The organism is Pseudomonas sp. LBUM1672 (assembly GCF_059695655.1).
In genome coordinates this window covers 378,085-392,461 of record NZ_CP166781.1, presented here as the reverse complement: position 1 = coordinate 392,461, position 14,377 = coordinate 378,085, and the positions used below count along the sequence as shown (strand labels likewise).

Sequence of the window (14,377 nt, the reverse complement as noted above, 5' to 3'; positions counted from 1 at the left end):
GGGATAAATCCCCTCGCCACAGATTCTTGCTGACTGAAAATTGTCTTAGATGAACAGCATTACCACACCACAGGTGTTGACTCGCCCGAATACCGCGTTGCACCTACAGATTCCCGGCCGCCTGCCGATACAGCCCCCATAAAACCAATGTGTGGTCCGAGGGAGTAGCAGCATGTACCGTTGGCTAGCCGAGAGTCTGGGAAATGTAAGCGTCAATCGCAAATTGGGGATCGGCTTCGGTCTGGTGCTGCTGCTCACGTTGCTGATCACCTTCACCGGCTGGACCGGCCTGACCGGCGTGATGAGCCGTGGCGACAAGCTCGGGTTCATCGCCAGCCTCAATGACCTGACCAAAGACCTGCGCCTGGCCCGCATGGATTACGACATGCGCCGAGGTGAACAAGGCCCGGCCGCCGTCAACGACCTGCTGAGCCAACTCGACGCCGGTTTGCAAACCGCGCGTAAATTGATCGAACAGCCTTCCGACGTGACGATGATCGATCAGCAACTGGCTGCCGTCAGTCAGTACAAGCAAGCCTTCATCGCGATGACCCAGGCCGGCGCCAACCGCGAAGACGCCCGCAGCAAGCTGGGCGCGACCGCCGACAATGCGGTAGCCCGCGTCGCCGAGGTCGAAAAATCCATGCTGCAAGGCGAGAGCGTCGCCGACTTCAACAGCGTGATCGACCTGAGCAAACTGATTCAGCAGGCCCGCTTCCAAGTTCGCGGCTACACCTACAGCGGCAAGACCGAGGCCGAACAGCCTGCGCTGGACGCCATCGATAACGCCCTGAAAAATCTAGAAAGCCTGCCATCGAAACTGCCTGAGCAGCACATCGCCAACCTGCAACAGGCCAGTGATTCGCTTAAAGCCTACCGTGCCGCTATCAGCCAGTTCCGCGACTCGCAGGTTGCCAGCGCCGCCTCCCTCAAGCGCATGGCCGAGCAAGGCGAGATCCTGCTCAACGTCAGCAAAAAACTCACCGTGTCGCAAACCATCGTCCGTGACACCGACGCCGCGCACGCCAAGAACCTGTTGCTGATGGCCACCGTTCTGGCCCTGGCGTTTGGTTTGCTGGCGGCATGGGCGATCACTCGCCAGATCGTGATTCCGCTGAACCAGACCCTCAAAGTCGCCGAGCGCGTGGCCGCTGGCGATCTGACGCAAAACCTCGTTTCCGAGCGTCGCGACGAATTGGGCCAGCTCCAGCGCGCCATGCAGAGCATGACCCTGGGCCTGCGCGAACTGATCGGCGGCATCAGCGATGGCGTTACGCAAATCGCCAATGCTGCGGAAGAGCTGTCCGCCGTCACCGAACAGACCAGTGCCGGGGTCAATAGCCAGAAGGTCGAGACCGACCAGGTGGCCACCGCGATGAACGAAATGACCGCCACCGTGCAGGAAGTCGCGCGTAACGCCGAAGAAGCCTCCGAAGCGGCCGTCGCCGCCGACCAACAAGCCCGCGAGGGCGACAAAGTGGTCGGCGAAGCCATCGCCCAGATCGAGCGCCTGGCCCTTGAAGTCGGCAACTCCACAGCGGCCATGGGCGATCTGAAACGCGAAAGCGACAAGATCGGCAGCGTGCTCGACGTGATCAAATCCGTCGCCCAGCAAACCAACCTGTTGGCGCTCAACGCGGCGATCGAAGCCGCCCGTGCCGGTGAAGCGGGTCGCGGTTTCGCGGTGGTCGCCGATGAAGTCCGCAGCCTGGCCCAGCGCACCCAGAAGTCCACCGAGGAAATCGAAGAGCTGATCGTCGGCCTGCAAACCGGCACCCAGCAGGTCGCGACCATCATGGACAACAGCCGCAGCCTGACCGACAGCAGCGTCGAACTGACCCGCCGCGCCGGCAGCTCACTGGAAAGCATCACCCGCACGGTGTCGGCGATTCAATCGATGAATCAGCAGATCGCCGCCGCGGCCGAGCAGCAAACCGCCGTGGCCGAGGAGATCAACCGTAGCGTGCTGAACGTGCGCGACGTGTCGGACCAGACCTCGGCAGCCAGTGAAGAGACGGCGGCCTCCAGCGTAGAGCTGGCGCGGTTGGGGACGCATCTGCAGATGCTGGTGGGGCGGTTCAAGGTATAAGGCGATGTAAATACCTCGGTTCGCTTGGGACCGAGGTGATGCTATCGCCAGCAGGCTGGCTCCCACAGGGTTTGGTGTGAACACCACAAATCCACTGTGGGAGCTAGCCTGCTAGCGATTAGCGGCCCGCAAGGCGCTACTGTCAGAGGACCTGCCGCAAGAAAGCCTGCGCCCGCGGATCCTTCGGTGCATCGAAGAACTCCGCCGGTGAGGCATCTTCCAGCAATTTACCGTGATCGAAGAACAGCACCCGATCCGCCACTTCCCGCGCAAAGCCCATTTCGTGGGTGACGCAGACCATGGTCATGCCTTCCACGGCCAGGGTTTTCATCACGTCCAGCACTTCGCCGACCATTTCCGGATCAAGCGCCGAAGTCGGCTCATCGAACAGCATGACCTTTGGCTCCATCGCCAACGCCCGGGCGATGGCAACGCGCTGTTGCTGACCGCCGGACAGGCGCGATGGAAACTCGTTGGCCTTCTGCGCAATGCCGACCTTTTCCAGCAACGCCAAGGCCTTGGCCTCGCGCTCCTTCTTACCGCGTTTGCGCACGACTTTCTGGGCCAGGCAGAGGTTTTCCAGCACGGTCATGTGCGGGAACAGATTGAAATGCTGGAACACCATGCCGACTTCGCGGCGGTAGGCGTTCACGTCGGTTTTCGGATCGGCCAGTTGCAGGCCGTCGATGCTCACCGAACCCGAGTCAAACTCTTCCAGGCCGTTGAGGCAGCGCAGGAAAGTGGACTTGCCGGAACCGGACGGGCCGATCACCACCAGCACTTCGCCCTTGGCCACGTGCGTGGTGACGTTATCCACCGCGCGAACCACCTGGCCACGGGTGTCGAAGACTTTTACCAGATCGCGGACTTCAATCACTTTGCGCGAGCCTCCGCTCAAGCCGGCTGGCGATTTTCGACAGCGGCAGGTTGATCAACAGGTACAGCCCGGCCACGCAGAACAGGATTTCGAACGGCGAGAACGAGGTGGTGATGACTTCACGGCCGCTTTTGAGCAGTTCGGTAATCGCGATCACCGACACCAGTGAAGTGTCCTTGACCAGACTGATGAACTGCCCGGCCAGCGGCGGCAGCACGCGCTTCAAGGCTTGCGGCAGCACGACATGGCGCATCGACTGGCCAGCGCTCAAGCCCAGAGAACGGGCGGCTTCGTTCTGGCCACGGGCGATGGACTGCACGCCGGAACGGATGATCTCAGCGACATAGGCACCGGTGAACAGCGACAGTGCGGCGATCCCGGCGAACTCCCGGGACAGGTTCATCACGGTGCCGATGAAGAAGTAGAAAATGAAGATCTGCACCAGCAACGGCGTGCCGCGCACCAGTTCGACGTAAATGGTCGAGAGATCGCGCAAAGTCGGGTTGTTCGACAGACGGCACAAGCCCGTGGCGAGGCCGATCAGCAGGCCAAGCACGCCAGACACCACGGACAACCACAAGGTGGTCCACAGGCCCCACATCAGCGGTCCGGCGGCCCAATGGCGAGTCACGCCGATCACGTCGCCCTCCGCGACGTCATCGCCCCGGGCGACTTGCAGGCTGTTGTCGTCTACGGTCACGTGTTGCTCGTCGCCTGCGTCATTGCGCAGGGTGACTTCGGCTTTATCGCCCTTGCGCACCAGTTCGCTGACAGTGGAGATGTCGGCGGCGCGCTGGGACTCTTCGGCGTGGTAGGCGAAGTATTGCGGCACGCGGTTCCAGCGCCATTCGTAGGACATCAGCGAGGTGGCGTAATACAACGCGCCGGCCAGGCCGATCAGCACGAGCACGGTCAAGACGTGCCAGGGCCATTGGGCTTTTTTCTGTTTCATTGCAGGTTCCGGGATTTGTGTTGCCTTGGAGGCCGTCATCGCCAGCAGGCTGGCTCCCACAGGGGAATGCATTTCATTGTGGGAGCCAGCCTGCTGGCGATTGGGCGCGACTCGGTTTATCTGACCGAGTTACTCCATGTCCTTCTGCCAGGCAGTGTCTTTGAACCACTTGTCATGGATGCGATCGTAGGTGCCGTCTTCGTGAATCTGGTGCAGGAAGTTGTTGATGAAGTTGATGCTGTCGTAATCACCCTTCTTCAGACCGAAAGCCAGCGGCTCGTAGGTGAACGGCTTGTCAAGGAACACCAGTTTGCCGGCGCCGACCTTGTTCACGGCCACGACGTTGTACGGCGCGTCGTAGATGAAGGCGTCGGCCTTGCCGTTGACCACGTCGAGCACGGCCTCCTGCTCGTTGTCGTAGCCGTGGTACTTGGCTTTGGAGATCAGCTTCTTGGCGACCATCTCACCGGTGGTGCCGAGCTTGGAGGTGATGCGGTAGTCGGCGGTGTTCAGGTCTTTATAGGACTTGATGGTGCCTTCCAGCTCCTTGCGGATCAGCAGGGTCTGGCCGACCACGATGAACGGTTCGCTGAAGTTCAGGCGCAGGTTGCGTTCCTGGGTCAGGGTCATGCCGCTGCCGATCATGTCGAACTTGTCGGTCAGCAGGGCCGGGATGATGCCGTCATAACCGGTGGATACCAATTCCAGTTTGACGCCCATCGCCTTGGTCATGGCTTTGAGGATGTCGACTTCGAAACCGATGATCTCGCCGCGCTTGTTGGTCATTTCGAACGGCATGTAGGTCGGGTCCATGCCGACTTTCAGCGTGCCGCGCTTGACCGCGTCATCAATGGCACCGGCCTGCGCCGCGTTGACTGCAACCAATGCCGTGACGCCGACCAGCAGCATCGACAGATACTTCTTCATCATCAAGTCCCCAAAACCATTGCGTTGTGAGGCGCGCAAACGGCAGATTTCCTTTAGGAAACCGGCAGATACGAACAGAAAATTGTCCGGGCGCACCCATTCGGGGACGGATGCTAACGTACTCGTTTGTTTGCACAAGGGTTTGGCAACGTTCAGGCAAAAAAAAGCCCCGCTGGTTAGCGGGGCTGTTTGTTACGCCAACTGAGGCTGCGCACTCAGTGGTTTAAGCGGTAGTAGCGGCGCATGGGGATCGGCTTTCACCGATTTGCGCCAGGCTGCCAGCCACTCGGGATGGCCTTCATTCCAGATCTGCTCGTGCAAGCGAGCCAGTGCCACCGGGTCGCTCAGCAGTTGCACACGCTCATTGTTGTTCAGGCCGTCAGGCCCGACTTTCAAGGCGTGACGTACCCGCTCGATGCGCAACCATTCGATCGGCTCGGCCTGACCGTGACGCGAGGTCGCCAGCGAGCACGCCAAGGCGTTCTGCTGCGGATCGACCACCGCACGGATGAAACCGTCGTTCAGTGCATGCCAACGGTTTTCGTGGGTGTACTGATCGGTTGCCAGCAGCGCCTGTGGCGGATTGTATTCCTCAGGGATCAGGAACAGGCTCTCGTCACGGGACTTGAGCCCCAGACCGACACGGCTGGAGATCACCGACACCGGGATCGACAGCATCAACGAACCGACGATCGGCACCAGCCACCACAGGAAGCTCGGGTTCAGCCAGACCACCAGCAGGGCCCAGAAGAAGCCCAGCAGGGTTTGCGGACCGTGGCGCTTGACCGCTTCGCTCCATGGCGTGGAGTCGTCATCACGTTGTGGCGAGTTCCAGGTCGCGGCCCAGCCGAGGAACGCGGCGAGTACGAAACGGGTGTGGAAAATCATCCGCACCGGCGCCAGCAACATGGAGAACAGCATCTCCAGCAGCATCGACAAGGTCACCTTGAACTTGCCACCGAACTCTTTCGCGCCCTTGGCCCAGATCAGGATGATGCTCAACAGCTTCGGCAGGAACAACAGCACGATCGTCGTCGAGAACAGCGCAATCGCCTTGTCCGGGTGCCATTGCGGCCACAGCGGATAGAGCTGGCGCGGCTCAAGGAAGTACTGCGGTTCCATCAAGGTGTTGACCGCCAGCAGCGCCGTCGACAACACCAGGAAGAAGAACCACAACGGCGCCGACAGGTAAGACATCACGCCGGTCAGGAACACCGCACGGTGAACCGGGTGCATGCCCTTGACCAGGAACAGGCGGAAGTTCATCAGGTTACCGTGGCACCAGCGACGGTCACGCTTGAGTTCGTCCAGCAGGTTCGGCGGCAGTTCTTCGTAGCTGCCCGGCAAATCGTAGGCAATCCACACGCCCCAGCCGGCACGGCGCATCAGCGCCGCTTCGACGAAGTCGTGAGACAGAATCGCACCGGCAAAAGCACCTTTACCCGGCAACGGCGCCAGGGCGCAGTGCTCGATGAACGGCTTCATGCGGATGATCGCGTTGTGGCCCCAGTAGTGGGATTCACCCAACTGCCAGAAGTGCAGGCCGGCGGTAAACAGCGGACCGTATACACGGGTCGCAAACTGCTGCATACGCGCATAAAGGGTGTCCATGCCCGAGGCACGCGGCGCGGTCTGGATGATCCCGGCGTCCGGCGTGGCTTCCATCAAGCGCACCAGACTGGTCAGGCAGTCACCACTCATCACGGAGTCCGCGTCGAGCACGACCATGTACTTGTAATCACCGCCCCAGCGACGACAGAAGTCGTCGAGGTTGCCGCTTTTACGTTTCACACGACGGCGACGACGGCGATAGAAAATCTTGCCGAAACCCTTGGCTTCACGGCAGACGTCCAGCCAGGCCTGTTGCTCGGCTACGCAAATGTCTGCGTCGTTACTGTCGCTGAGGACGAAGAAGTCGAAGCGATCCAGGTCACCCGTGGCTGCAACCGACTCGAAAGTCGCCCGCAAACCGGCAAACACCCGCGGCACGTCTTCGTTGCAGATCGGCATCACCAGTGCGGTGCGCGCGTCCTTGGCGATCGGCTCGTTGCCAGCACTTTTACCGGAGATGCGGTATTTGTCGTGCCCGGTGAGCAACTCAAGGAAGCCCATTAGCGCGGTCCAGAAACCGGCCGAGACCCAGCAGAACAGAATCCCGAACAGAATCAGGATGCTGGTTTGCAGCGCATACGGCAGCACTTGCGTGACGGTTTTCAGGATCGGTTGATGCAGGACTTCGTTCAGGTCGACGAACGACCAGCCCTGATACGGCATGATGCCTTTCATGTACCAGCCGGCGACGATGGTCTGACCGAGCATCAGGACCAGCAGGATGTAACGCCGAATGGAACCGACCGTGCGCCAGCGAGCCGCCGGCAGCACGTTCTCGTCCTTCGGCGGGGCCGGCGGATTGGTGCGACCGGTCAGACGACGCCAGCCACGCACCAGAATATTGGTGCGCCACGGCTCCGGCACGACTTTGGTTCGACGGATCGGCGGAGTGGCCTTGAGGCACACCCGACCACTGGCGTCGACCGCCAGCATTTCCGCTTCTTCCAGCTCTTCAGCGGTGTTCAGGGTCAGGCGACGGCCCACCGAGGCTTGAGCAGCCTCGGCCGGTGCGTCAAATGTCGAAGACGACAGACGTTGGTGCAGTTCGCTGAAGGACTGGCAGCCCGCGAGTTCCGCGCGCTGCTGGTCGGTCATCGGTAAATGCGCCAGATACTCGGCAAGAGTCTCTGGCTGTACTTGAGAATTACTCATCGGCAGGCAACTGGTAGCTCCAGGTCTCGGTCAGGACTTCTTCAGTCGAGACCGATTCCGGTGTGGCTGGGGCCGCGTCCGCAGCAACAGGCTGCTTGGCGTCTTTGTTGTCCTTGTCCTTGTCCTTGGTATCGGCAACTGGCTTGGCGTCAGCCTGCTTGGCTTCGGCTTGCTTGGCGTCCTTGGCTTCCTTGTCCGCCTTCTCTTGTTGCTTGGCGGCCACTTTGTCGGCCTTGGCAACCGAAGAGTTGGAGACTGGCAGCGAGTTCTTGGAGAGGTCACCCGGTACGATGTTCTCGACCAGTGCCGCACGCATCTCGGTAGGCTTGCCCGGATCCTTGATTTTCATCCGCAGGGTCAAGCGCCAGCCCTTGGTTTCAGGGTTGTAACGCACGCTGTTCTCGACCAGCTCGGCATTGTCGCCAACGCTGACCTGGCTGCGAACGTCCGCGGTTTCCGGCAGTGCTGCCAGGGACGGACCTTCGAAGTCCACCAGATAGGCAACGCTGCCATCCGGCTGACGGATCAGGTTGGACTGTTTCACGTCACCCGTGGAACGCAGGGTCTGCTGGACCCAGGCGCTGTCCGGTGCGTGAAGAGCGGCTTCGTCGATGGTCCAGTGCATGCGATAAGCGACGTCCAGCGGCTGGCCAGGCTCAGGCAGTTTTTCCGGGCTCCAGAAGGCAACGATATTGTCGTTGGTTTCGTCGGCAGTCGGAATCTCTACCAGATCGACGGAGCCCTTGCCCCAATCGCCTTTTGGTTCGATCCAGGCACTTGGGCGCTTGTCGTAGCGGTCGTCGAGGTCTTCGTAGTGGCTGAAGTCGCGGCCACGTTGCAGCAAGCCGAAACCACGCGGGTTCTCGATCGAGAAGTTGCTCACGGCCAGGTGTTTTGGATTGTTCAGTGGACGCCAGATCCACTCGCCGTTGCCGGCATGGATCGACAGACCGCTGGAGTCGTGCAGTTCACGACGGTAGTTCAGCACTTTCGACGGCTGGTTGGCGCCGAACAGGAACATGCTGGTCAGCGGCGCAACGCCGAGCTTGGTGACCTTGTCACGCAGGAACATGCGGGCCTTGACGTCGACAATAGTGTCGCTGCCTGGACGCAGGGTCAGACGGTAAGCACCGGTGGCGCGTGGCGAATCCAGCAGCGCGAAGATCACCAGGTGCTTGTCACCCGGTTTCGGCTGTTGAATCCAGAATTCGGTGAAACGCGGGAATTCTTCGCCGGACGGCAAGGCGGTATCGATGGCCATGCCGCGCGCGGACAAGCCATAGGTGTGACCCTTGCCGACAACGCGGAAGTAGCTCGCGCCGAGCATGGTCATGATTTCGTCTTGCTTGTCGGCCTTGTTGATCGGGTAAAGCACGCGGAAACCGGCATAACCCAGTTGCTCGGTGGCTTTAGGATCGAACTTCACATCGCCGAAATCGAAACGACTCGGGTCGTATTTGATCTCTTCGACGGTGTTGGCCGTGATTTCGTTAATTTTCACCGGCGTATCGAAGTGCATGCCCTGGTGATAGAACGAAAGCTTGAACGGGGTTTTCTGATCGGCCCATTCGGCTTTTTCAGTGCGGAAACGAATTTTTTGATAGTCCGCGAATTTCATTTCGCGGAATTCGTTCGGCAGGTTACTGCGCGGGGCTTCGTATTTTTGTCCGGCCAGCTCTTTCGCCTTGACCGATACATCCTCCAGATTGAATGCCCAAAGCTGGCCGGCGCTGAGCAGGCAGAGCAGTGCAGAGCCCGCTACCAGAGCGCTTCGGAACCGTTTGGCAGTCATATTTGGTGCATTACAGGGACTAACAATCACGAGCAACCCTCGCCGAAAACAGATCAAAAAACCAACGGCCAGCTATCTATATGCCAGGTTGGCGAGCATTGTTCCGACTCCCATGGGGCTAAATGATTCCCCAACAGGTCACGGACAAGTCTCTACCTAAGTCAAAATGGACCAACGAACGCTGATCCCCGTAGCGCGCGATTATCTAGTAGGCCGCGTTACAACGCATCAGGGGTAACAAAGTATTTATCGCGAAAAACCCCTGTTTTCAGTCGAAAAGCCCTGAAAAACATGTTTCAAGGGCTTTCACGTCTGTAACAGGAAGGTGACCGGGCCATCGTTGACCAGGTGCACCTGCATATCCGCGCCGAATCTACCTGATGCCACAGTGCCATGCACCTGTTTCGCTTTGCTTAATAGATAGTCGAAAAGTTCCTCGCCCAGGGCCGGAGGGGCCGCGGTCGAAAAACTCGGGCGCAACCCGCTCTTGGTATCAGCGGCCAGGGTGAACTGCGAGACCAGCAGCAACCCGCCGCTTACATCCGCCAACGACAGATTCATCTTGCCCTCGGCGTCACTGAATACTCGATAGTTAAGCAGTTTATGCAGAAGTTTGTCGGCGCTGGCACGAGTATCCTCGGGTTCGACCGCCACCAGCACCAACAACCCCTGATCCACCGCTCCCACCACCTCCCCCGCTACCTCGACACGCGCGCCACGCACGCGTTGCAGCAGGCCCTTCATGCTTCTTCGGGCGGCAGGTCAAGCAAGCGGCGAGCCATCTGTCCGGCGGCACGTACCAGCGCATCGGTGATGCCCGGTTCGGACGCGGCGTGGCCCGCATCGCGGATCACCTGGAGTTCGCTGTTCGGCCAGGCCTGATGCAGTTCCCAGGCATTGTCCAGCGGACAGATCACGTCATATCGACCGTGGACGATCACGCCTGGCAAATGGGCGATCTTGCCCATGTCGCGAATCAGCTGGTTCGGCTCAAGGAAGGCATTGTTGGTGAAGTAGTGGCATTCGATGCGTGCGATGGATAACGCGCGCTGAGGCTCAGAGAAGCGATCGACCACCAGCGGGTTCGGACGCAAAGTCGCGGTCCGGCCTTCCCAGGTGGACCAGGCCTTGGCCGCGTGCATCTGGGCGATCTGATCGTTGCCGGTCAGGCGCTTGTGGAAAGCGCTGAGCAGGTCGTCGCGCTCGTCCAGCGGAATGGGTGCGACGTAGTCCTGCCAGTAATCGGGGAACAGACGGCTGGCGCCACACTGGTAGAACCATTCGATTTCCTGCGGACGACAGAGAAAAATCCCGCGCAGAATCAGACCGTGTACACGCTCCGGATGGGTTTGCGCGTAAGCCAGCGCCAGCGTCGAGCCCCAGGAACCGCCGAACAGCACCCATTTATCGATGCCCAGGTGTTTGCGAATTCGCTCAAGGTCGGCGACCAGATCCCAGGTGGTGTTGTTTTCAAGACTGGCGTGGGGCGTGGAGCGACCGCAACCGCGCTGGTCGAAGGTCACGATGCGGTACAGGTTCGGATCGAAGTACCGGCGGCTCTGGGCATCGCACCCGGCGCCGGGGCCGCCGTGGATGAACACCACCGGCAAACCTTCCGGTGAACCGCTTTCGTCGACATACAGGGTGTGCGTTTCATCGACGGCCAGATCGTGCCGGGCGTGGGGTTTGATCTGCGGGTACAAAGTCTGCATTGCGCGCTCCGTAAGGGGTCGAGGTCATCCCTGGGGGGACTTCTATTATTCTGCCGTCCGGCATCATAAACCCGAATTACGCGAATGAGCATGCCCCTTGCAGCGTCATAGTTTGTCAGCCAAATACCCGAGCAGCGTTTCATAGAGCAAGTCGACCTCGGCGACCTGGCCCCGGGCCCGCAAACAGCCGTGAACCAGACCTTCACCGTAGTAAAGCGTGGTGGGTACGCCGGCGGCCTGCAGCTGTTCGGCGTAGAGCACGCCGTCATCGCGCAGCGGGTCGAATTGCGCCACGGCGATCAATGCCGACGGCAGACCGCCAAAGTCTTCGGTGAGCAACGGCATGGCATAGGCGCCCGGCTGTCGGGTGCCGCGCAAGTACAAGGCGTGATAACAATCCACATCGCTGCTGGCAAGCAACGGCGCGTCGATGCATTCGCTGCGCGACGGCAACTGCTGATCGCCGCCCAACCCCGGATAGATCAGGACCTGCGCCGCCGGCAATGGCTCGCCCGCATCCCGCAGCGCCAGACACAGCGCGGCTGCGAGATTGCCCCCGGCGCTGTCCCCAGCTACCAACGTGCGCTTGGGGTCAAGCTTAAAAGGTCCGGTTCGCAGCGCGCGCCAGACACCCAGGCAATCATCGAACGCCGCCGGAAACGGATGTTCTGGCGCCAATCGGTAATCGACCGCGATCACCAGCACGCCGAGTGCAGACGCCAGCTCGGCGCAGATGAAGTCGTGGGAATCCAGATCCCCCACCACCCAACCGCCGCCATGCAGATACACGATGCACGGGGCACCGCCGGTCGGTGGTGAAACCGGCGGCTGATAGGACCGCACCGTCACCCCGGCCAACTCGAAATCGACCACGTACAGCCCGGCGGGACGCGGCAGGGTGAACGCCCGGCACATCTCGCTGTAAGCCCGACGCAACCCATTGAGGCTGCTGTCGGTGCTGTTGAAGCTGACAGTTTTTTCGACGAACGCCGTCATCTGTTCAGATAAGGGATAAGAGGCCATAAGTCTGGTGCCAGTTAGTTCAGCGATTTGGAATGGGAACCCGGTTCTGTGGCGAGGGAGCTTGCTCCCGCTGGGCTGCACCGCAGCCCCCAAACCATTCAATCGGGTTTTATCAGATACACCCGACTAGCCGGGTTTACGACGGCTTCGCCGCCGAGCGGGAGCAAGCTCCCTCGCCACAGGACAGCACTTGCCGAAGTAAAGGTGATCAGTTTTTCAGGCTGGCTTGTACGGTGGCTACGCCATCCTTGCCATCAAAACTGCTGACACCGGCCAGCCAGCGCTGCAAATCCTCCGGATGATCACGCAACCATTGCCGGGCAACGTCCTGAGGCGTTTTGCGCTCCATGATCGGCACCATCAGCTGGCTTTCCTGAGCGGCGGTGAAGGTCAGGTTTTGCAGCAGGCGATTCACGTTCGGGCAACGTTCGGCATAGTCCGGGGACGTCACGGTCGAGACCGTCGCCGCGCCTTCGTTCGGGCCATAGACGTCTTCGCTGCCAGTCAGGTAGGCGATCTTCATGTTGATGTTCATCGGGTGCGGGGTCCAGCCGACGAACACCACGAACTCCTTGCGATTCACCGCCCGCTGAACGGCCGCGAGCATGCCTGCTTCACCGGACTCGATCAGTTTGAAGTCCTTCAAGCCAAAGTGATTGGTCTCGATCATGGTTTTGATCGTGGTGTTGGCGCCGCTGCCCGGTTCGATGCCGTAGATCTTGCCGCCAAGCTTGTCTTTGAATTTGGCGATGTCGGCGAAGGTTTTCAGGCCCGCTTCGGCGACGTACTGCGGTACGGCAAGGGTAGCCTGGGCATCCGCCAGGCTCGGCTTGTCCATGACCTTCACCTGGTTGGCGGCCACGAACGGCGCGATGTTCTTGTCCATTGCCGGTTTCCAGTAACCCAGGAAGATATCGAGGCGCTTGTCGCGGATGCCGGCGAAGATGATTTGCTGCACGGCGCTGGTTTGCTTGCTTTCGTAGCCGAGGCCGTTGAGCAACACGTCAGCCATGCCGCTGGTGGCGATCACGTCGGTCCAGTTGACCACACCCATGCGCACAGCCTTGCAGGACGCGTCGTCACTGGCCAGGACGCTGGTGCTCAGCAGAGCAGTGCCGCAGAGGATTGAGAGACAGCGAGTGAACAAACCTTTGGTGCTTGTCATAGAGAGCGTTCTCGTGCGGCAGATTATTGTGAGGGCCGGTGTCTTTGTGCACCGTGGCCCAAACATTACGCAGCGTCGAGAGGGGAAAAGCGAACTGTAGCGACCGAGATTTGCACGGTGGCGACCGTCGTGATGCGCTATGAAGTAAACACATAACCTGTGGGAGCGAGCTTGCTCGCGATGAGGCCACTACATTCAACATTATTGTTGCCTGTCAGTCCGCCATCGCGAGCAAGCTCGCTCCCACAGGGTTATGCGACAGGTTCTAGTGCTTGTAGTGGTTTTTGCCCCAGGCCAGCAAGCCTTGCAGCAATTCCTTGAGCACCACTTGCGTCGGCCCAGCCAGATCCGGGCGGTAGCGGAACGGCTCGAACTCTTCCATGTACGTGCACTGCCCCAGCTCCAGTTGCACCGCGTGGATATTTTCGGCCGGGTTGCCGTAATGCCGGGTGATGTGTCCGCCCTTGAAGCGACCGTTCAGCACATGGCTGTAATCGGTGTGCTTCGCGCAGATCGCTTCCAGCTGAGTGGCCAACTGTGGATCGCAACTGGCGCCGTTGAAGGTGCCCAGGTTGAAGTCCGGCAGTTTGCCTTCGAACAGGTGCGGGATGATCGAGCGGATCGAATGCGCATCGAACAGCAACGCGTAGCCGAACTCGGCTTTGAGTCGTGCCAGTTCGTTCTGCAAGGTGGTGTGATAAGGGGTCCACACCTGTTCCAGATAGGTTGCCCGCTCGGCCGCCGTCGGTTCCATCCCTTCGCGAAACAAGGGAATGCCGTCGAACAGCGTTGCCGGATACAGACCGGTGGTCGCGCCGACATACAAAGGCTTGTCGTCGGACGGCCGGTTCAGGTCGATGACAAACCGTGAATATTCGGCAGCCAAGGTGCTGGCGCCCAGCTCGGCAGCAAATTCATACAGCTTCGGAATGTGCCAGTCCGTGTCAGGCAGGCTGCGCGCATCGGGGATCAACCCGGCCTCGACCGCCGGGGTGAGGCGCAGGCCGGCGTGGGGCATGCTGATCAGCAGCGGCACGCGGCCTTGTTTGAAGTTCAGAACCTTATCCACAACTGTTC

The 14,377-nt window shown here is 60.3% G+C and carries 11 protein-coding genes and 1 pseudogene; 2 read left to right on the top strand and 10 right to left on the bottom strand.

Annotated features, from left to right (window positions below):
* Window positions 1-172: 172 nt before the first annotated feature.
* A pseudogene (locus ACA053_RS01805) lies at window positions 173-1,231 on the top strand (methyl-accepting chemotaxis protein); the annotation flags it as partial.
* Window positions 1,217-2,089: a methyl-accepting chemotaxis protein gene (locus ACA053_RS01800; RefSeq protein WP_371922069.1), complete on the top strand. Its 873-nt coding sequence runs from the start codon at window positions 1,217-1,219 to the stop codon at window positions 2,087-2,089. The pseudogene ACA053_RS01805 and the gene ACA053_RS01800, both read left to right, overlap by 15 nt.
* 142 nt (window positions 2,090-2,231) lie before the next feature.
* Here ACA053_RS01800 and ACA053_RS01795 read toward each other — a convergent pair whose 3' ends face one another.
* The 10 genes from ACA053_RS01795 to hutG form a co-directional block, all read right to left on the bottom strand.
* The gene (locus ACA053_RS01795; RefSeq protein WP_109627537.1) at window positions 2,232-2,966 is read right to left on the bottom strand and encodes an amino acid ABC transporter ATP-binding protein; all 735 of its coding nucleotides are present in this window, start codon (window positions 2,964-2,966) and stop codon (window positions 2,232-2,234) included.
* Window positions 2,959-3,918 (bottom strand): amino acid ABC transporter permease, encoded by a 960-nt coding sequence (locus ACA053_RS01790; RefSeq protein WP_109627535.1) that lies wholly within the window; start codon window positions 3,916-3,918, stop codon window positions 2,959-2,961. The genes ACA053_RS01795 and ACA053_RS01790 overlap by 8 nt, the downstream gene beginning before the upstream one ends.
* A 129-nt stretch (window positions 3,919-4,047) precedes the next feature.
* The gene (locus ACA053_RS01785; RefSeq protein ID WP_497396112.1) at window positions 4,048-4,845 is read right to left on the bottom strand and encodes a transporter substrate-binding domain-containing protein; all 798 of its coding nucleotides are present in this window, start codon (window positions 4,843-4,845) and stop codon (window positions 4,048-4,050) included.
* A gap of 192 nt (window positions 4,846-5,037) precedes the next feature.
* Window positions 5,038-7,608, bottom strand: coding sequence for a glucans biosynthesis glucosyltransferase MdoH (mdoH, locus tag ACA053_RS01780; RefSeq protein WP_109627534.1), 2,571 nt, complete (start codon window positions 7,606-7,608; stop codon window positions 5,038-5,040).
* Window positions 7,601-9,430 carry a glucan biosynthesis protein G gene (locus tag ACA053_RS01775; protein WP_497315042.1) on the bottom strand — a complete coding sequence of 610 codons (1,830 nt, stop codon included), beginning with the start codon at window positions 9,428-9,430 and terminating at the stop codon, window positions 7,601-7,603. Before ACA053_RS01775 ends, mdoH begins: the two co-directional genes overlap by 8 nt.
* Before the next feature lie 276 nt (window positions 9,431-9,706).
* Complete coding sequence (gene dtd, locus ACA053_RS01770) at window positions 9,707-10,144, bottom strand: D-aminoacyl-tRNA deacylase (RefSeq protein ID WP_109627531.1); 438 nt, start codon at window positions 10,142-10,144, stop codon at window positions 9,707-9,709.
* Window positions 10,141-11,112 carry a prolyl aminopeptidase gene (gene pip, locus ACA053_RS01765; protein ID WP_109627529.1) on the bottom strand — a complete coding sequence of 324 codons (972 nt, stop codon included), beginning with the start codon at window positions 11,110-11,112 and terminating at the stop codon, window positions 10,141-10,143. The genes dtd and pip overlap by 4 nt, the downstream gene beginning before the upstream one ends.
* Before the next feature lie 105 nt (window positions 11,113-11,217).
* Window positions 11,218-12,135: an alpha/beta hydrolase gene (locus ACA053_RS01760; RefSeq protein WP_497394415.1), complete on the bottom strand. Its 918-nt coding sequence runs from the start codon at window positions 12,133-12,135 to the stop codon at window positions 11,218-11,220.
* A 208-nt stretch (window positions 12,136-12,343) separates the two neighbouring features.
* On the bottom strand, window positions 12,344-13,300 hold the full coding sequence (locus ACA053_RS01755) for a choline ABC transporter substrate-binding protein (RefSeq protein WP_497315038.1): 957 nt from the start codon (window positions 13,298-13,300) through the stop codon (window positions 12,344-12,346).
* A gap of 265 nt (window positions 13,301-13,565) precedes the next feature.
* Window positions 13,566-14,369 (bottom strand): N-formylglutamate deformylase, encoded by an 804-nt coding sequence (gene hutG / locus ACA053_RS01750; RefSeq protein WP_497394414.1) that lies wholly within the window; start codon window positions 14,367-14,369, stop codon window positions 13,566-13,568.
* Window positions 14,370-14,377 lie beyond the last annotated feature (8 nt).